This is a genomic window from Bacillus sp. AFS002410 (genome assembly GCF_002556365.1).
Taxonomy (GTDB): domain Bacteria; phylum Bacillota; class Bacilli; order Bacillales; family Bacillaceae_G; genus Gottfriedia.
Map to the genome: position 1 here is coordinate 336,622 of NZ_NUEU01000001.1, position 18,173 is coordinate 354,794.

Annotated in this window: 18 protein-coding genes; 10 read left to right on the top strand and 8 right to left on the bottom strand. The window is 32.1% G+C overall.

The annotated features are described in order from the left end of the window. Positions 1–182 precede the first annotated feature (182 nt). On the top strand, positions 183–1,388 hold the full coding sequence (locus CN692_RS01530) for a competence protein CoiA (RefSeq protein WP_098117239.1): 1,206 nt from the start codon (positions 183–185) through the stop codon (positions 1,386–1,388). A gap of 54 nt (positions 1,389–1,442) precedes the next feature. Then, positions 1,443–3,260 carry an oligoendopeptidase F gene (pepF, locus tag CN692_RS01535; protein ID WP_098117240.1) on the top strand — a complete coding sequence of 606 codons (1,818 nt, stop codon included), beginning with the start codon at positions 1,443–1,445 and terminating at the stop codon, positions 3,258–3,260. A 342-nt stretch (positions 3,261–3,602) separates the two neighbouring features. On the opposite strand, the gene CN692_RS01540 is transcribed toward pepF, so the two are convergent. After that, positions 3,603–4,475 (bottom strand): DsbA family protein, encoded by an 873-nt coding sequence (locus CN692_RS01540; RefSeq protein WP_098117241.1) that lies wholly within the window; start codon positions 4,473–4,475, stop codon positions 3,603–3,605. A gap of 577 nt (positions 4,476–5,052) precedes the next feature. Next, on the bottom strand, positions 5,053–5,643 hold the full coding sequence (locus CN692_RS01545) for a CYTH domain-containing protein (protein ID WP_098117242.1): 591 nt from the start codon (positions 5,641–5,643) through the stop codon (positions 5,053–5,055). Positions 5,644–5,773: 130 nt separating this feature from the next. Between CN692_RS01545 and CN692_RS01550 the strand changes: the two genes are divergently transcribed. From CN692_RS01550 to CN692_RS01565, 4 genes are read left to right on the top strand one after another with little or no spacing between them, the layout of a single operon-like run. Next, the gene (locus CN692_RS01550; protein WP_098117243.1) at positions 5,774–6,154 is read left to right on the top strand and encodes a hypothetical protein; all 381 of its coding nucleotides are present in this window, start codon (positions 5,774–5,776) and stop codon (positions 6,152–6,154) included. Between the two features lie 18 nt (positions 6,155–6,172). Next, entirely contained in the window at positions 6,173–6,796 is a 624-nt protein-coding gene (locus tag CN692_RS01555; protein WP_098117244.1) for a GTP pyrophosphokinase, read from the top strand. 15 nt (positions 6,797–6,811) lie between these two features. After that, the gene (locus CN692_RS01560) at positions 6,812–7,606 is read left to right on the top strand and encodes an NAD kinase (protein WP_098117245.1); all 795 of its coding nucleotides are present in this window, start codon (positions 6,812–6,814) and stop codon (positions 7,604–7,606) included. Positions 7,607–7,617: 11 nt separating this feature from the next. After that, the gene (locus CN692_RS01565) at positions 7,618–8,505 is read left to right on the top strand and encodes an RluA family pseudouridine synthase (protein ID WP_179874351.1); all 888 of its coding nucleotides are present in this window, start codon (positions 7,618–7,620) and stop codon (positions 8,503–8,505) included. 223 nt (positions 8,506–8,728) lie between these two features. Here CN692_RS01565 and prpE read toward each other — a convergent pair whose 3' ends face one another. Both prpE and CN692_RS01575 read right to left on the bottom strand, forming a co-directional pair. Then, on the bottom strand, positions 8,729–9,484 hold the full coding sequence (gene prpE, locus CN692_RS01570; RefSeq protein ID WP_098117247.1) for a bis(5'-nucleosyl)-tetraphosphatase PrpE: 756 nt from the start codon (positions 9,482–9,484) through the stop codon (positions 8,729–8,731). Between the two features lie 216 nt (positions 9,485–9,700). Then, positions 9,701–10,864 carry an FtsW/RodA/SpoVE family cell cycle protein gene (locus CN692_RS01575; protein ID WP_098117248.1) on the bottom strand — a complete coding sequence of 388 codons (1,164 nt, stop codon included), beginning with the start codon at positions 10,862–10,864 and terminating at the stop codon, positions 9,701–9,703. Positions 10,865–11,115: 251 nt separating this feature from the next. On the opposite strand from CN692_RS01575, the gene fabI reads away from it, so the two are divergent. After that, positions 11,116–11,886, top strand: coding sequence for an enoyl-ACP reductase FabI (gene fabI, locus CN692_RS01580; RefSeq protein ID WP_098117249.1), 771 nt, complete (start codon positions 11,116–11,118; stop codon positions 11,884–11,886). Positions 11,887–12,006: 120 nt separating this feature from the next. On the opposite strand, the gene CN692_RS01585 is transcribed toward fabI, so the two are convergent. After that, positions 12,007–12,672, bottom strand: a complete 666-nt coding sequence (locus CN692_RS01585; protein ID WP_098117250.1) for a DUF2642 domain-containing protein — start codon at positions 12,670–12,672, stop codon at positions 12,007–12,009. Positions 12,673–13,042: 370 nt separating this feature from the next. Continuing rightward, positions 13,043–13,516 carry a hypothetical protein gene (locus CN692_RS01590; protein ID WP_098117251.1) on the bottom strand — a complete coding sequence of 158 codons (474 nt, stop codon included), beginning with the start codon at positions 13,514–13,516 and terminating at the stop codon, positions 13,043–13,045. A gap of 241 nt (positions 13,517–13,757) precedes the next feature. On the opposite strand from CN692_RS01590, the gene CN692_RS01595 reads away from it, so the two are divergent. Beyond that, complete coding sequence (locus CN692_RS01595; protein WP_179874352.1) at positions 13,758–14,240, top strand: CotO family spore coat protein; 483 nt, start codon at positions 13,758–13,760, stop codon at positions 14,238–14,240. Between the two features lie 62 nt (positions 14,241–14,302). On the opposite strand, the gene CN692_RS01600 is transcribed toward CN692_RS01595, so the two are convergent. Further along, complete coding sequence (locus tag CN692_RS01600; protein ID WP_098117253.1) at positions 14,303–14,851, bottom strand: CotY/CotZ family spore coat protein; 549 nt, start codon at positions 14,849–14,851, stop codon at positions 14,303–14,305. Positions 14,852–15,143: 292 nt separating this feature from the next. On the opposite strand from CN692_RS01600, the gene CN692_RS01605 reads away from it, so the two are divergent. Both CN692_RS01605 and CN692_RS01610 read left to right on the top strand, forming a co-directional pair. Continuing rightward, positions 15,144–15,494, top strand: a complete 351-nt coding sequence (locus CN692_RS01605) for a DUF1360 domain-containing protein (RefSeq protein ID WP_098117254.1) — start codon at positions 15,144–15,146, stop codon at positions 15,492–15,494. A gap of 67 nt (positions 15,495–15,561) precedes the next feature. Further along, entirely contained in the window at positions 15,562–15,756 is a 195-nt protein-coding gene (locus CN692_RS01610) for a hypothetical protein (protein WP_098117255.1), read from the top strand. Positions 15,757–15,815: 59 nt separating this feature from the next. Here CN692_RS01610 and CN692_RS01615 read toward each other — a convergent pair whose 3' ends face one another. Then, on the bottom strand, positions 15,816–18,113 hold the full coding sequence (locus CN692_RS01615) for an ATP-dependent helicase (protein ID WP_098117256.1): 2,298 nt from the start codon (positions 18,111–18,113) through the stop codon (positions 15,816–15,818). Positions 18,114–18,173 lie beyond the last annotated feature (60 nt).

The window sequence follows — 18,173 nt, forward strand, 5'->3', positions numbered from 1 at the left end:
GTGAAGATCAGTCGACGTAGATGCCAATTTTAGGTATAAGTATAAGTGCAACTACCCCTCTGTCTTCGCCTAAAGGCTCGCCAATCGGCGAGTTTTCTTTATTTGAAAAATCGTTTTTTATTTTTTTGAAGGATATTTTGAGGAGGATAGTGAAGTAGTGTGGAAAGGAGGTAGTTTTTTTCATGATCGTTGCATTAAATTCGAAGAAAGATATTATTAATTTATTTGAAATGAAAACTCCAGAGGAATTACTCAGATTGAAAAAAGTGGGGCCATACTATTGTCCTAATTGCAAAAAACCGGTGAGGCTCAAAGCTGGTCTAAAGAATGTTCCACATTTTGCTCATATTGATTTGACGGAATGTGATAATGAAGGAAAAGAAAGTCTTGAGCACATAAAGGGAAAATTTGCTTTATATCAATTTTTTAAAAAATTAGCGTTAAATGTTGAAGTTGAAAAATTTTTACCAGAATTAAATCAAAGGCCAGATTTGTATGTTAGTTTAAAAAGTTTTCAATTATGTATTGAGTATCAATGTTCTATTATACCGTTAGATCTAATGGTAAAAAGAACTAGTTCCTTAAAGAATAGTGGAATGAAAGTAATGTGGATCTTAAATGATAAGCTATTAAAACAAAAAAGATGGTCATCGTTTTCTCTAAATTCACTCTCCGTTTATTCTCTTATTAAGGTTAACGTAAATTCTCTTCTGTATTATAATCCTACGATGGATTCATTTATTGTCCTTTCCTCACTAATAGCATTCTCCCCAGTCCAATATATTGGACAAAAGCAAGTTTATCCAATAAATCATTTTAATCTAAAGAAATTATTATCCCAAAATAAAATTGATAAAAAAGAATTCATTGATCGATGGAATCGTTTAAAAAAAGATTATAGACTTTATCAACATCTGCATACTAAAGGTAAACTTAAAATTTTAAAACAATATTTGTATAAAGCAAATATTGTTTATTTTCCGGCTCTAATCGGTGTGCCATTAGAAAGTAACTGTATTATTAAGGAACATTGTATCCTATGGCAAGGGCTAATATATTTTAAATTTTTTCATCATGTGGAGATTGGACAACGGATTGATATCGAGAATATTAAGCAATATGTAAATTTAGAAGTACAGAATAATCATTGGAGGATTAATCAGTTTCAGGATAACGAAATAGGTAATTTGGAGAAATGTGTAGAAAAGTATATTGACTTTTTAGTAAAATTTAGAATCGTAAAACGGATTAAAAATGGTAAAATAATGAAGATAGCTAATGCTATTATTCCATCATCATTCGAACAAGCATTGGATGAAGACTGTCTGAGTGCTAATACAGCATTTGATTTATTGTTTAACGTAGAAACCGATTCAAATGATTATTAATATCAGGCGTTGGAAGGTTATTAATACAATAATAATAATTTAGGGGGATCAGACATGCTAGAACAAAAAGCTGTAAAAAAACTGCCGACTAGAAATGAAGTTCAAGAAGAATTAACTTGGAAGTTGGAAGATATTTATGCAACTGATGCTAAATGGGAAGAAGAGTACAAGAAAGTACTTGAATTAATCCCATCATTTTCAGAATTTAAAGGCAAATTAGGCGAATCTTCTCAAACGCTTTTAAATGCATTAAAAAAGCAGGACGAGATTTCGTTCTTATTAGGTAAATTGTATACATATTCTCATATGCGTTACGATCAAGATACAACAAATTCAACATATCAAGCGTTAGATGATCGCGCTAAAAACTTATATACTAAGGCTGGAAGTGCAATGTCATATTTCGTGCCTGAATTACTAACAATTTCAGATGATACATTGGAAAAATTTATTGATGAAAACAATGACCTAAAATTGTACGAGCATTCTTTAGAAGAAGTTTTAAAACAAAAACCGCATGTTCTTTCAGCAGCTGAAGAAGAAATTATGGCTCAAGCATCTGAAGTATTATCATCTTCTAGTAATACATTTGGAATGTTAAATAATGCGGATTTAAAATTCCCAACGATTGAAGATGAAAATGGTGAAGAAGTAGAAATTACTCACGGTCGTTATATTCACTATTTAGAAAGTGCAGATCGTCGAGTTCGTAAAGATGCATTTGAAGCAGTTTACAATACGTATGATGCGTATAAAAACACTTTTGCAAGTACTTTAAGTGGAGCTGTTAAGAAAGATAATTTCAAGGCTAAAGTAAGAAAATACGATAACGCTCGCCATGCAGCATTAAGCAATAATGCTATTCCTGAAGTTGTTTATGATCAATTAGTTTCTACTGTAAATGATCATTTAAGCTTATTACATCGCTATATTGATATTCGTAAGAAAGCATTAAAATTAGACGAAATTCACATGTATGACTTATTTACTCCTTTAGTTGAAGAAGTAAAAATGGAAGTTAAATATGATGAAGCAAAAGAAGTATTATTAAAGGCATTAAAACCTTTAGGTGAGGAATACATCGAAATTCTTAAAGAAGCATATGAAAACCGCTGGGTAGACGTTGTAGAAAACAAAGGAAAACGTAGTGGTGCATATTCTTCTGGTGCATATGGTACGAATCCATATATCTTAATGAACTGGCAAGACAATGTAAATAATTTATTTACTTTAGCACATGAATTTGGACATTCAGTGCATAGTTATTATACTCGTAAAAATCAACCATATGTTTACGGAGACTATTCAATTTTCGTAGCAGAAGTTGCTTCTACATGTAATGAAGCGATATTAAATGAGTATTTACTAAAAAATACAGAAGACCCTAAACAAAGATTATATTTATTAAATCACTATTTAGAGACGTTTAGAGGTACTGTTTTCCGTCAAACAATGTTTGCAGAATTTGAGCACAAGATTCATGAATTAGCTCAAAATGGTGAAGCATTAACGCCAGATTTACTAACAAAAACATATTATGAACTAAATCAAAAATATTTTGGTGAGGATATCGTAATTGATGAGTTAATCGGGTTAGAATGGAGCAGAATCCCGCATTTCTATTACAACTACTATGTGTACCAATACGCAACAGGATTCAGTGCGGCTACAGCTCTTTCTAAACAAATTTTAGAAGAAGGCGAGCCAGCAGTTGAGAGATATTTAGGCTTCTTAAAATCAGGAAGCTCTGATTATCCAATTGAAGTATTGAAAAAAGCTGGAGTAGACATGACTTCTTCACAACCAATCGTAGAAGCATTAAAAGTCTTTGAAGAAATGCTAAACGAAATGGAAGAATTACTATTTAACTAAAATTTTTCAGTAACCAAACATATGTAAGAGTAAATCTTATATGTGTTTGGTTTTTTGTATTCTCTCATTTGCTCATACTCTCAATTGAATCTTTAAGCCTACGGTATATTTGCCGGTTACTTAGATTGAATATAAAGCATTATCCTAGAATTGTATTTGTGTCTAAAATGTGAAATATTTCTCAAGTGGTTGCCAAACGCTAAAATAAATTGTATTATAAGGGTGTGAATTACTTCACAAACACAAATACCCCTTTGTTGAACGTGAAAATTTCTCCCATCCCCTTGATGTAATTTTACATCAAAAAAAGGACCTAGCGAAAGCTAGGTCTTTTTTTGTCGTTTAAATAACGTATTGATAATAAGTATTATCTTTTTGAACAATTTTCTTAACTTTTCTACGTAAAATTAGTTTCTTTAATTCAAGCTCCATGCATTGAGTAGATTTCTCATAGATCGTACAAAGTTCTTTTATTGTAACAAAAGGTTGAAATTTAATAAATTCGGCTAAATCAGGAAGTTCTCTTTTTTCTAGCTCTGTATTAGTCATTAGTTTTAAAATTTTTACATAAGTTTGATAGCTCTCAAAACCAGATACCTTCAAACCTTCTTCTTCAATATTCTCATTAAAAAATACAACACTCGGTATTTCAGTTACATGCATTTCTTTTGTAACTTTAATATCGCATTGTAAAGCTTTAATTGAGTGGATACTGTGTAAATCTTCCATAAACTCTTTGACATCAATATTTATATCTTTAGCACATTGAATAAGAACTTCTTGATCTGTAATGTCTAAGTCCATTAAGAAATAATATTCTTGTAGCTTTTTTAAATAACTAACGCCAGCTACTCTACCTTGAAGCTCAGCTGCTTTTATTGCAATTGCCGAGTAATAAGGATAAAGCTCTTTATTATCAATCCAAAGGTGATCATCACAAAGTATATCTGACCTGCTAGCTGTCTTTTCCCAAACGAAAGAAAGCTGAGATGGTCGTTTTTCTAATAGTTTTTTTGTAGTGTAATATCGATTAACTGGAATATAAGTAGATGAAAAATATTGACCATATTCTAAGTGAAACTTCTTTAAAAGTGTACTAAAATCCCAACAATTTCTACATAGTGGATCTATGAATACATACAATTCAATCGATTTTTTTGTACAGTTCTTCTCGGGAAGCGTGATTGATTCCTTTTTATATTGTTTGTCATTCATATATTTCACCCTTATTGCAATTCAAATGTCCGTACTATAACAGACTTGAAAATTAATTTGTAAGATATAACACGTTTCATCTCTAATCGTATTGTAGCAACGGAGAGTTAATATTTCAAATATGATGCACTTTTTTTCCATAATCTATTAAATCTTTTTAATTAAGTTGAGTATGATGAAAGGAAGTAGTGAACTAAGTATAGTCGATCTTAAAGAATTCGCCTGAGTTGTAAATAAAGTACATACTGCAAATAAATTTTGAAAATCGCAAATAAGAAAAAGAAATACCTATACCCGTTTGGGCATTTTTCCCTGAAATTGGCCGAAATCAGTTACTTCCAAATACCTAACTTGGAATATTACTTTAATTATATAAAAAAATGATAAAAATCTGTTAAATTTTGATTGGAAGAATCATTAAAATAGATTATGAATTAAAAAACTTGGAATTATACCCTCTATGTTCTTCCCACTGCTGACTAGGAGAAGCACAAAGCTTGCATTCGTATAGCTTATAAAAAAAGCCTCTCATCCATCAGTTAGTCTGACTTTTGAAAGGCTTATAAAACCAATTATGTCACTTTTTATCAAGCTCATTTTTGACATTAAAAAAGCGTTTAATTTTATTAAGAGTTTTACGCTCTGGAATTTGATGATTCATTAGAAGGTTGATGAACTGCTGTTTGCCAATGTTTTCATCGGTTACTTCGAATTCTAGTTCATAATCCTCATGATTTAAATATGTACTATGGTCTAAGACTAAGAGTCCATCTTCATATGGGAATTCTACTCGATTTGTTGTTAATTCACCTATTAATTTTAAATCATTTAAGTCTAACTTTACTTCGTTGATATATTCTTTTACTTCACCATCTGGTAACACGGATGTTTCCAACATGTTTGATGCTTCAGATTCACTAATTTTTTGATTAATTTCTAAATGACCTACAGTTTGTCTAATTTTTAAAGTTAATGTGTAAGATGTGGATGATTTTTTGCGAATTCTTAAAGCTCCACCATGTTCTTTAATTGAAAAATTGGGAGTTTCAAAATAAAAATTAGTTTGCGGTTGGAACCTAGATTCATTAATTTGAAAAAAGGTTTTTAGGTTTTCAAATTCTTCTTTAGTTAGTAAGTTTTTAAATTCAATTTCAATTTCTTTAGCCATAAGGAGCTCCTTCTTTTTGTATTATTTGTGTTATTGTTTGTGCTAGTCGTCTATTTTCTATTTGATATGTTACAATATAAATGGTCAAATTAGAATAAAATACATACATTAAAAAGGTTGAGGTTTTACGATGAGAAAAATGCTTGAAATAAATGGAACAATTATAAATGAAGATGGTTTATTTTTATTACTTGATCAGTCAAAATTGAATTTAGAACAGTGTAGTGAAGTTGGGACAATGATTGCAGACTCAGATGAAAGTTCACTATTGTATATAATAGAAGAAAAAGAAGAATTTGTATATGTTACGGTTCCTTTTGAATATTGGTCGGATTTAAAAAAAGCAAGTGATCAAAATTTAAATGTATTTTTAAAAGTCGCTGAAGAAAACCTGGCACTAAATAATTGGAATGATGAATTATCTTATTTAGTTCAAAATGTAGAAGGTAATTTTAACTATGGGGAAGAATTTGTTAAGCAGATTCAAAGCGTGTTTTTAGAAGAGAAGTAAGGTAGTGGGTGATTGGATATGAATGGTCAATGGGAAAGTTTTTTAGCACCATATGAGCAAGCAGTAAATGAATTGAAAGTTAAGTTAAAAGGGATTAGAAAGCAGTTTGAAGAAACTCACCAACATTCCCCTATTGAATTCGTTACTGGGAGAGTAAAACCAATTCATAGTATCGTGAATAAGACAATTAGAAAAGGTATTCCATTAGCGAATTTGGAAACTGAACTACAAGATATTGCTGGTCTAAGAATGATGTGTCAATTTGTTGAGGATATTAAAAATGTCGTGGAACTTCTTCGTAAACGGAAGGATTTTAAAATTGTAGAAGAGCGCGATTATATTACGAATAAAAAGCAGAGCGGCTATCGTTCATACCACGTTGTAGTTGAATATCCAGTGCAAACTATTGAAGGTGAACGTAAAGTGCTTGTGGAAATACAAATTAGAACACTTGCGATGAATTTTTGGGCAACAATAGAGCATTCTTTAAATTATAAATATAAAGGGCAATATCCTAAAAACATTCTTGAACGATTACAAAGAGCAGCTGAAGCAGCGTTTTTACTTGATGAAGAAATGTCTCTAATAAGAGGAGAGATTCAAGAAGCACAAGCCGAATTTTCGAAAAAAAACGACCAATAAGGGAAGGACAAGAAAATGAATTTTGTAATTATGTCTAAGGGTGATCAAGAGTCCAATGAGCTGATGAAACGAATGAGAGATTATTTAGAGAGCTTTGATTTTAAATTTGATGAAGAAGAACCTGAAATTGTCATTTCAGTAGGTGGCGATGGGACTTTACTTCATGCTTTTCATCATTACACTCATCTTCTCGATAAAGTATCTTTCGTAGGGGTTCATACTGGACACTTGGGATTTTACGCTGATTGGGTACCAAGCGAGGTAGAAAAACTTGTTATTGCAATAGCGAAGACTCCATTTCAAGTAGTTGAATATCCTTTATTGGAAGTTATAATTCGTTACAAGGATGGAAGAAAAGAAATGCAAACACTAGCTTTAAATGAGTGTACGATAAAAGGACTTGAAGGTACTTTAGTGATTGATGTTGAAATAAAAGGTCAGCATTTTGAAACATTTAGAGGTGACGGGCTTTGCATTTCTACTCCATCAGGTAGTACTGCGTATAATAAGGCTTTAGGTGGTGCGATTATTCATCCATCAATTGAGGCGATTCAAATTGCTGAGATGGCATCAATCAATAATAGAGTTTTTCGTACGATTGGCTCACCACTTGTTTTACCTAAGCATCATACTTGTTTACTTAAACCAGTAAGAAACGCAAACTTTCAAATTACATTAGATCATAAAACAATTGTGCATCAAGACGTTAAATCGATTCAATGTAGAGTAGCTCATGAAAAAGTACGATTTGCACGATTCAGACCATTTCCATTTTGGAAGCGTGTTGTGGATTCTTTTGTTAAAGAATAATGGTGAAGAAAATGAAGCAATTTAGTTTAAAGTGGGAAGTAAAAAAAGAACATAATGGCATTTTACTTAGAGAGTTTCTTAAATTAAAGGAGCTCTCTAAACGTGCGTTAACAGATATAAAATTTCAAGGTGGAAAAATCACAGTAAATGATGAAGAAAAAACTGTCCGTACAATATTAAATGAATCAGATCTTGTACAAATCTATTTTCCAATCGAAAAGCCAAGTGAAGAACTAATAGCTGAAGAAATTCCTTTTGAGATTGTTTATGAAGATGATGCAGTTTTAGTCATAAATAAACCTTCTGGAATACCGAGTATACCTTCTAGAGAGCATCCTAAGGGTACTCTAGCAAATGGTATATTATATTATTATCAATCGATTGGACTTCAATCTACAATACATATTGTAACTAGATTAGACAAAGATACTTCAGGATTAATGCTAGTTGCTAAAAATCGTTATATTCATTATTTATTTTCTAAAAATGAGTTAAAAAGTGTTCAAAGAAAATATATAGCAATTGTTCATGGGCATATGAATGAATCTATAGGGGTTATACGGGCAAAAATTGCTAGGAAATCTGATAGCATTATTAAAAGAGTTGTTTCTGAAAACGGGCAAGAGGCAATTACTCATTATAATGTCCTGTTGGCAAATCGTAAATATTCAGTCGTAGAACTAGAATTAGAAACTGGTCGAACACATCAAATTCGTGTTCATATGTCTTCATTAGGACATCCATTAATTGGGGATGACTTATATGGAGGGAAAAATGATACGTTAAAGAGACAGGCGTTGCATAGCTATAAGTTGTCATTTATGCATCCAATTGACCATTTTAGGAAAAATCTTGAAATCGCTTTACCACCTGATTTAATAGGCTTTTTGGAATCGTAAAATGTCAAGAGATAAATTTGTCTAAATTTTGTAGAATTTATTGACAATATATGAATAATAGATTATTTTTAATTATGTAGTGTTTCAACCATGGGGATGGAAGAGACTAAAATATAACGCTGATAAGTGGACGTCTGCTTAATCAGCAAAAAAGTAGGTTCCACTTGGAAATCTACTTTTTTTTTGTTCTATCTCTAAAATTTATATGTAATCTAATTATTTTTTAAATACTTTTAACCTCTTCATAAAAGCTAAATTTTTCCTCAATATAAGGCATTGAAGACTGGACCTGTGTAATTTTTCGTTCCGGGTATGAAAATGCAGTAAGTTTGCCTCCAAAAACTGCACCTGTATCGATATTTATTGTATTATTTAATTCCCTTGGTTCCTTAATAGGAGTATGACCATAAATTATTAAGGCTTTACCTTTATAATCTTTAGCCCAATCTTTTCTTACAGGCATTCCATTAGGGAGTACCTCTCCATTAATATCACCATATAAAACGAATGTTTTTACATTATTGGAATGCTTACCAATCATATCCTCACGTATACCCGCGTGACTAACAACTAACTTTCCACGATCAAGAACATGATACAATGGTGAGCCTTCATAAAGCTTTTTAAATGATTCTTCATAATGACTTCTTTCTTTACCGTTTAGAGCTTCTAATTCAGCTACAGTTGTTTCAAGACCATGTTGAATTTTCACGTTACGTCCAAGAAAATAACGATAAAGCTTATTACAATGATTGCCCGGTGAATAATATGCTTTTTTATGTTTCATCACTAATTCATATACTACTTTTATAACTGCTAAAGAATTTGGTCCTCGATCCGTTAAATCACCAACAAAAACCAACCGGCGATCATTAGGGTGGACAGGGATATTATTTTCCCACAAATAGCCAAGCTTTTTAGTTAACGCCACAAACTCATCATAACAACCATGAATATCTCCTATTACATCATACTTCATCTTATCAATCCTTATTAGGAAATTGAAACAATTAATTTCTATTAGTATGTACAGTAAATAATAGAAAAAACAATAAATCTAAATGTTATAGCGGCGTTCAAAACCTAGTAGTAGCAGAGAAAATTCTAAAAAGTCTTCCATTGTTTCTCAATGGTAGAAATAAAAAAGAGGGGCAAGATTTAAAAAATCTTTGCCCCTGCTTTCCTTTAGCCATATTTAGTCAAACATGTATTTATTTGTTCGAGATCTTACGTTTAGGATGAAACCTATTGCTAGCAGGTTGGTTGCTAGTGAACTTCCTCCATAGCTAACGAATGGTAGAGTGATCCCTGTAATTGGTAGTAACCCAATCGTCATACCAATATTTTGGAATACTTGGAAAGTGAACATACCAACTACTCCAGCACAAATATAACTACCAAATTTATCATTACTTTCTAACGCGATATGAATCATTCGATAAATTAATAAGAAGAATAATGAGATTACTATACTTGCTCCAATGAAACCATATTGTTCGCAAATTACTGTGAAGATAAAATCTGTATGCGGCTCAGGGAAGTATGCCTCACCGTTATGGAAACCTTTTCCTGTTAGCATACCAGAACCAGCTGCCATTAATGCTTGAGTAAGCTGATACCCTTGAGATGGGTATTCATATGGTGCTAACCAGCCGTAAAAACGATTTAACTGGTATTCTTCTAGTATGTGAGATGTGAAAAACTCAAAATGGTAAAAGTATAGATAAACCAACAAAGCACCAAGGCCGACTGATAAAGCCACTAGTCCAAGGATATAGCGCCAACGAATTCCAGAAACTAAGATCATTGATGCTATAATTGCGCACATAACCATAGTATTTCCTAAGTCGGGCTCTTTAGCAATTAAAAGTAATGGTGGCAGAGCAAAACCAAATATTTTACCTAAAAGTAAAATATCTTCTCTTTTTCCACGTACTGCATACGTTTCATTATGTCTTGAAATGACTGTTCCTAAAATGATGATCATAAAAATTTTCATTAACTCAGATGGTTGGAAGTTACCTACACCTGGTATTTTGTACCATGCGGTAGCACCTTTAATCGTTTGAGCACCTGGGATATGTAATTCTAATCCAAGAAGTAGGATTAAACCAAATCCATACATATACCAAATTACATTTTTATATCGATCAAAATCAATTATCATAATAGCTGCAATACCAACTAATCCAATGATATACCATTTAATTTGTTGAGCAGCGAAATTGATGTTTCTTAGATTTGCAGGAAGGCTTGGCATTGCACTTGTAATTGCAAGATAGCTTACTACTGCTATACAAAATAGAATGAATAGTAATTTAAAATCAATTTGAAAGGGAGATGTACGGTCTTCCTTCATGTCCTCACCTCTCTATATATTATTTTATTAGTATGCTTTGAAATAAGCATTTTAAATGTACGACATTCATCATTATAATTTATTTTTGTCTTTAAAGGAATTAAAAAAAGATAAACTCTTTTTAATAAACTATTATATTTCTGTTTTTTGTGGATAAAGCTATATTTAACTTTACTATTTTCAATTGATTGTATTTGTGCTACTATTTTAGTATCTAGTACTAATAACTAATAATAAAGGAGACTATTGATATGATTTCATTAAAAGGTAAAACATATGTAGTTATGGGTGTAGCAAACTTCCGTAGTATCGCATGGGGAATTGCACAATCATTACATAGCGCTGGAGCAAACTTAATTTTTACATACGCAAATGAAAGATTAGAAAAAGGGGTACGTGAACTAGCTGAGTCACTAGAAAATCCAAATAATATTCTTGTTCAATGTGATGTAACTAGCGACGAAGATTTAGCAAAAAGCTTTGCTACAATTAAAGAGAAAGTTGGAGCAATTCACGGTGTAGCACACTGTATCGCATTTGCAAATAAAGAGGATTTAAAAGGTGATTTCGTAGATACAAGTCGTGACGGATACCTTTTATCACAAAACATTAGTGCTTACTCTTTAGTAGGTGTAGCTCGTGAAGCTAAGGAATTAATGGCTGAAGGCGGTAGTATCGTTACGTTAACTTACTTAGGTGGAGAGCGCGTAATGCAAAACTACAACTTAATGGGTGTTTCTAAAGCAGCTTTAGAAGCTTCTGTACGTTATTTAGCAAATGACCTTGGTCGATATAACATTCGTGTAAACTCAATTTCTGCAGGACCAATCCGTACGCTTTCTGCAAAAGGAGTAGGTGACTTTAATTCGATCTTAAAAGAGATTGAAGAAAAAGCTCCATTACGTAGAAATGTAACACAAGAAGAAGTCGGAGATTCTGCACTATTCTTATTTAGTGACTTAGCAAGAGGTATTACTGGAGAAAACATTCACGTTGACTCAGGATACCATATAATGGGATAAAGGTAGTAAAAAAATAGAAGCTCTAGGAGCTTCTATTTTTTTATGGTAGAAAATGGAATGCGGGATTAGGAATAGCAAAAATCTTTCCAATTTTAGTTACCCGCAACACTCGATTGTTTTTTACGGAATAAAAATTGATTTTAAGTGACGAAGACCTACTAATTTGCTTTCTCCTCTTGATGTCGTTAACTCTATGAAATTTGAGTCAATCGAGCTCAACTTACCTATATATTCATAATGTTCTCCACTGTTCATTACGACTAATTCACCAATCAACTTATTTAATTGAACGTCCAGAGTACGTGCTAAAGGGATATTAGAAGGATTTACAGGTAAAAGATTATTACTTAACATATAAGGGGTTTTATCAGTGAGGTAAGGGGTTAACCATTTTAAATGCTGTAGTGATATATACATGACTTTATAGATCGGGGAATAAAAAACGAAGTAATTATTCATGATTGTTGTAATAAAGCCATGAAAAGAATGATTGTTTGAAAGACTAATTTCAACAAAAATTCCTTTAGCAGCAGTTAATACTTTACGTAAAGATAACTCATCTTTTTCGTGTTCTAATTCCTGTAAGGAAGGAACAACTCCGTAGGATTCTTCGATTAAACTTTCACTAAGATTATGAATATGCAGAAGTGGAATATAAAGAAAATTTTCACCATTGAAAACAACTAATAAATCATTTCCAACTTCAATTAAGATTCCATCAACATTACTGTTACCAGATATTTCAATTGTAACTTGTTTGTTGAGAAAATTTTTGAAACTTGCCATGATTTTCTCCTTTCTTAAAAAGATAAATCATTATTATTCAGACATGTTCATTTCTGAAAAAGGATTTTCATTTTAGATTAATTGGGCATATCTTAGAACGATAGTTTGTCTAAATAAAATCAATCATTTCATTAAAAGAATGGCAAGATTGTTAGTGCCTGTCTATTATGAATGAAAAAAGATTATTAGGGTTGAAAATTTATAGTTGAATTAGTTAATTAAACATACTTCCAATGATCTATTGATTACCACTCAAAATTAAGTATAGTTTCAAATTACATTATTAGTTTTAAACATAATTAGAATGGCATCGAGGTAAACGTTTAAAAAAAAAGGGTCGTTTTATTGAATAAAACGACCTTTCTAAACATTATTTTCTTCTTCTTAATGTTTGGCTTGTCGTATTACTTCTTTCGTAAACTTCAAATTTTTCTCCGAAACTTACACTTTTGATATGATAAGTAGCAATATATACTAGTTCATCGTTTAAAGAAATTTCTACATACTCATGATTTGCATCAAGAAGAATACCTTCGATTTTGTCGTGGCCACCACGATTAATTTTTACCCATTGTCTGCATTGAGAATTTAATAAATCCACAAAATTCTCGTTAGGTAATAATTCAATCGTATTGAACATTTCATCATAAGATAATTTACCTTTTGCAAATGAAGTTAAACTTTTTACATGAGAGTAAGGGAAATAAATTACACCATCTGTCTCTGTAAAAAGAGCAATATGTGTTCCAAATGCACCAAGTAATAAACCTTCTTTAGATTCATGACCTCCTCGACCAATTCTAACTCCTTTACCTACGAATACTGAGAATAACTCTTTATTCACTTTTTCATCGCTCCTTGTTTTTTCTGTGCGGTTACAATGTATTTATATGTGCCCTGTCAATTGTTTGTACTAGGATATTTGTCCAATTTATAAGATTATGTACAAAATTGGTCAAGTGTTGATAGGCATTTATTTCTATTTTAGGTACTTTTCTAGGTTAATTAATTGAGAAAAAGTTAACATGATACATATTGTCCGTTCATATAATTTATGGGGGCACACTTACGAGGGAGGAACAACAATGGCAGGTAAAGAGTCTAAAGAGGGAGTAAAGCCATTATTATATATTGCACAGCCTGATTTTGAAGAAGCAAAGTTAAATGTACAACACTCTTATGTAGTGAAAGTAAATAAACAGGATCAAAAAACAAAGGAAGAAAATTATGTAGAATCTAAATATGAAGAAGTGGAGGAATTAGAAGAAGAAGTTGTTATAGAAGAAGAAGAAGAAGAAGTTGAGTTGGAAAAACAATCTGAAGTAGATAATGCTTGGATGAAAAAACCATTCAAAGCGATGACAAATGAAGAGAAGGTTTTGTTTATGATCAATAAGCCTCATTATATTCCAAAAGTGGAATGCCGAATTAGAACAGAAAAAGATTTATTTATTGGTTATATTATGGGTTACAACGAAGGGAAGGTTTCAATTAAAGTTTCATCAAAAATTAACGATGTTGAACTGGATATTGCAAGCATCTTAAGTATCCAAATGGTTGGAATTTAGACCTATTAAAAAGGTGGTAGATCCATGATCTACCACCCATAGTTTTTTAGTTTACATTAAACTTACAGATTTGAAACGTGTACGTCACGTAAGCATTGGATTGCACAGAAGCAATCTAAGTCAACAGTTACACAAGTATTTGATGCTACAAACATATCAGCTTCTACTAAATCACAGAAACTATTGTTGTTATTGTTATTGTTGTTTTTGTTATTGTTGTTATTGTTGTTAACTGGAACTAATGCTCTTAATACTGCACAGCTATCTTCATCAACGCTTTCAACACGGAAAACAACTGTATCTTGGCAATTGTTGATTTGTGCGTTTTTGTTTTGGTTTTGGTTTTGATCGCCGCCTTGATTAGCTTGTTGAGCCATGATTGGCATCATAGTATTATTAAATGCCGGTACTCTAAATAATTCACCGTTTGCTAAATACAATAGGAAAGGGCGAGTATTTGCAAGTGGTACATTAGGGTTAGCACCTAAAAATGGAACGTCACAACCTGTTGGGCAAGTGTTTGTTGCGCAATCTTGTAGATCATTTATGAATTTTACAACATCACTAACACAGTGGTTTCTTTTTTTGTCGTGGTTGTCTTTGCAACTCATCTTTTTCACTCCTTATCACTTATGATGGATATTACATTAATATGATATTAAGCAGGCGAAAAACGGTTACTGAAGATTGTTGCTTTTTAGATAAATGGGCGAGGGGGATAAATCAAGGGGAATTGTAGAGAAATTAAAGGATGGTAAGGACAGTAGCGTATAAATGAATAGAGGGAGGAGACGGGGTAGAAGGGATAGGTAGAGAAAATATACTGGGGAGGGAAGCAAAAGCGAAAAAAAGAGTGGTTTTTATGTCTCCCTAGTATCCTTATCCCATGTCCCTGCATCACTAATGGATATTAGCTGGTTTCTATTGTTCATATTAATTCTGGCAAGTTTTCGATTAACCCGTTTAGTTGTTCATGATAAAATAACGTCTTTTTTAAGAAGACCCTTTATTGATGAGATAACGCTTGAGGAAAATGGTATGCCGGTTACGTATACAAAGATCAAGGGTAGTGGACTACGATATTTTTTTGGTGAACTATTAAGTTGTACTTGGTGTAGTGGAATTTGGAGTACTGCGTTTTTACTATTATTATATATGTTCTTTCCTCATGTGGGAGAGTTCATCATCATTTTATTAGCGATTGCTGGAGCAGCAGGTGTAATAGAAACAATTGTTAGTAGATTGAATTCGTAATTTAGGTAGAACGATTGAAATTTCCTTTCATATACTAAATTGAATAGACTTATTTAGGAGGGAAGTTATGTATAATCAAGGACAAATGACACCTTTTCAATGGCAACAACTACAACAGCAGCAACAGTATCAAATGCAACAACAACAAATGCAACAACAACAAACGAATCAAGAAAACTATAACCCGTATTATCAAGGAGTACCAGCTGGTTATGTGAAAAAATCAGGTTGTGGCTGTAGTGGTAGAACGACTAGACGATAATCCATACAAAAAGGTGAGCATTGTCTGCTCACCTTAATTTTTTATTATTTTTGTTATGCCTATTTTTTATTTATAAATCGTTTAATCAGTCGAGAAGGATTAGCTTTTTTTCCTCGTCTTCTTTGAAGAAGCGATAAGTATAATTGCTTTCTAGCTCTTGTACAAGCAACATATAAAAGTCGACGTTCTTCTTCTAATTGATCTAGGTTTCCGTTTTTTAACGACTCTAGAGCATAATCATGTGGAAAGCCGCCGTCTACTACTCCTAATATATAAACATAATCATATTCTAAACCTTTAGAGCGGTGAGCCGTTAAAAGCGAAATATTACCTTGTGACGACTGGTTTTTTTTCTGCTTGTACTCTTTAAACTTAGCTGAAATATGAAATGCGTGTTCTACAAACTCTCGAATTGATTTGAAGTTTTTGCTGACGACTTTTAAATCTCTTAAATCATCTGAAGGGCGTTCTATTTTATTAGATTCATTTCCGCGCTTTTTTATATAGTCTGTAAATGCAGGGCTTTCTTCAATTCGTTCAATCGCTTCTAATGGTGAAGCGATTTTTAAATAACGCAATATTTTAATTAGGTTTTCAATTTTTTTAATTTGAAATGGTGCAGCACTTTTTATCGTCGTAAATGCTTCTAAAAATGTTAGATTTTGCAATACACTGTTCATTTTTGCATCTTGAAATGCTTGCTGTTTTAGAAAAAAGACAGGCAATATTTCTTTTAAAGCGGACTGATGATCCTCGTCTTCAATTAACAATAAGAAAGAGATCATTTTTCGAATAATCGGTCGATCATAAAACGAGTCTCCGTCTTGATCGATTGTAAATGGTAAACTTGTGCCAATTAAACGCTCAAAAACAGCCCTTGAGGCAGTATTAGTACGATATAAGATTGCAAACTGTCCTGGATTTGCACCATTATTAATTTTTTCTTTCATATCATTAATAATCATCGTAGCTTCCTCTTCTTCATCATACGGAAAGAAGAAAGAAGGTACATTATCGTAGTCATATTGTGCATGCATTGATTTTACAAAACGATTTTTATTAGGTTTAATAACTTCGTTAGCCAAAGAAACAATACCATGAGTGGAACGATAGTTTTCACTTAAATGATATATTTTAGCTCCTGTAAAATGCTCCTTAAAGTCTAAAATAAATCGAGGATCGCTTCCTCGAAACGCATAGATCGACTGGTCATCGTCTCCAACTGCTGTAATATTCTCTGTATGTTGAAAAAGAACTTTTAGAATATTAAATTGAATCTTATTAATATCTTGAAACTCATCGACTAATAAACATTTAAATCGATTCTGATAATGCAGTAGTAATTCATTATTTTCATTTAACATTTCAAAGCAGCCAAGTAACATATCATCAAAATCAAATTGTCCGTTTAGCTTTTTTAATGATTCATATTCTTCATAAAGCGAAGCGACCTGATTTTCCCAGGTATCTTTTGATCTAATCTCATGTGGATAAACGCATGAGTTTTTCCATAAGCCGATTTGTTGAATAGCTTGGTCATATGCAAATGACTTTTCATCAATTTCAAGTCGTCGTCCAATTTGCTTTAACATAATTTCTTTTTGGAAATCTGACTTAATTAATCGACTAGAATCCCATTTTGTACGATCAAAGCGCAAAAGCATTTTATAGAAAATACTATGAAACGTTCCAATTTCCATCTGTTGCGTAGAATAACCAAGATTTTTCATGCGTTCTTTCATTTCTGCTGATGCTTTTGATGTAAACGTTACTAGCATCATTTCGTGTGGGAGTATACCGTTATTCATTAAGTACATTGCTCTAGTTGTTATTACACGGGTTTTACCACTTCCTGCTCCGGCAAGTACAAGTAATGGAGAACCCGTATGTGTAACGGCATCCCATTGTTGTGCATCTAATGAAATTTGATTAATCACATAGTCATCCGTTTTTTGCTCAACTTTTTTATATGGAGGAATGTGGTAAAAGGGTAGTCGATTAATAAATTGATTTTCATCTGTTTTTTCGATTGTAGATGTATTTGAGATTGAACGATTAGTAGGTAATTTAATCGTACCATCTTGATAATTTTCAGTAGTAGTTGTAGCGGCTGTTTCAAATCTAGCAATGATTGCTTCTTCTAATTCAATCGTTTTGTTTTTACATGCTAGATTTTGTTCTTTGCTTATATGATAAAAATGAGGAATATCATAAATAGTTAATGTGAAGCTTAAATTTTGCTGACAACTAGCACATTTCACTTCACCGCGAATACTGGCTTGATATATTTCCTCATATCTTGAACGAGGGAATTCTGGTAAATAGATTGTTTGATTTTGATAGTTTGCAATTTTCATTATTTTCCCCCTTAAATTTAATGCAGACTCATATATGTTAACAGAAAGACAGGCTTAATG

Excerpts from the sequence above, each read along its gene's own strand:
- CN692_RS01545 (WP_098117242.1), bottom strand. The coding sequence starts at position 5,643 with ATGGCTAAAGAAATTGAAATTGAATTTAAAAACTTACTAACTAAAGAA.
- pepF (WP_098117240.1), top strand. The coding sequence starts at position 1,443 with ATGCTAGAACAAAAAGCTGTAAAAAAACTGCCGACTAGAAATGAAGTT.
- CN692_RS01595 (WP_179874352.1), top strand. The coding sequence starts at position 13,758 with ATGGCAGGTAAAGAGTCTAAAGAGGGAGTAAAGCCATTATTATATATT.
- CN692_RS01540 (WP_098117241.1), bottom strand. The coding sequence starts at position 4,475 with ATGAATGACAAACAATATAAAAAGGAATCAATCACGCTTCCCGAGAAG.
- CN692_RS01550 (WP_098117243.1), top strand. The coding sequence starts at position 5,774 with ATGAGAAAAATGCTTGAAATAAATGGAACAATTATAAATGAAGATGGT.
- CN692_RS01600 (WP_098117253.1), bottom strand. The coding sequence starts at position 14,851 with ATGAGTTGCAAAGACAACCACGACAAAAAAAGAAACCACTGTGTTAGT.
- CN692_RS01575 (WP_098117248.1), bottom strand. The coding sequence starts at position 10,864 with ATGAAGGAAGACCGTACATCTCCCTTTCAAATTGATTTTAAATTACTA.
- CN692_RS01605 (WP_098117254.1), top strand. The coding sequence starts at position 15,144 with ATGGATATTAGCTGGTTTCTATTGTTCATATTAATTCTGGCAAGTTTT.
- prpE (WP_098117247.1), bottom strand. The coding sequence starts at position 9,484 with ATGAAGTATGATGTAATAGGAGATATTCATGGTTGTTATGATGAGTTT.
- CN692_RS01615 (WP_098117256.1), bottom strand. The coding sequence starts at position 18,113 with ATGAAAATTGCAAACTATCAAAATCAAACAATCTATTTACCAGAATTC.
- CN692_RS01530 (WP_098117239.1), top strand. The coding sequence starts at position 183 with ATGATCGTTGCATTAAATTCGAAGAAAGATATTATTAATTTATTTGAA.
- CN692_RS01565 (WP_179874351.1), top strand. The coding sequence starts at position 7,618 with ATGAAGCAATTTAGTTTAAAGTGGGAAGTAAAAAAAGAACATAATGGC.
- CN692_RS01560 (WP_098117245.1), top strand. The coding sequence starts at position 6,812 with ATGAATTTTGTAATTATGTCTAAGGGTGATCAAGAGTCCAATGAGCTG.
- CN692_RS01585 (WP_098117250.1), bottom strand. The coding sequence starts at position 12,672 with ATGGCAAGTTTCAAAAATTTTCTCAACAAACAAGTTACAATTGAAATA.
- fabI (WP_098117249.1), top strand. The coding sequence starts at position 11,116 with ATGATTTCATTAAAAGGTAAAACATATGTAGTTATGGGTGTAGCAAAC.
- CN692_RS01610 (WP_098117255.1), top strand. The coding sequence starts at position 15,562 with ATGTATAATCAAGGACAAATGACACCTTTTCAATGGCAACAACTACAA.
- CN692_RS01555 (WP_098117244.1), top strand. The coding sequence starts at position 6,173 with ATGAATGGTCAATGGGAAAGTTTTTTAGCACCATATGAGCAAGCAGTA.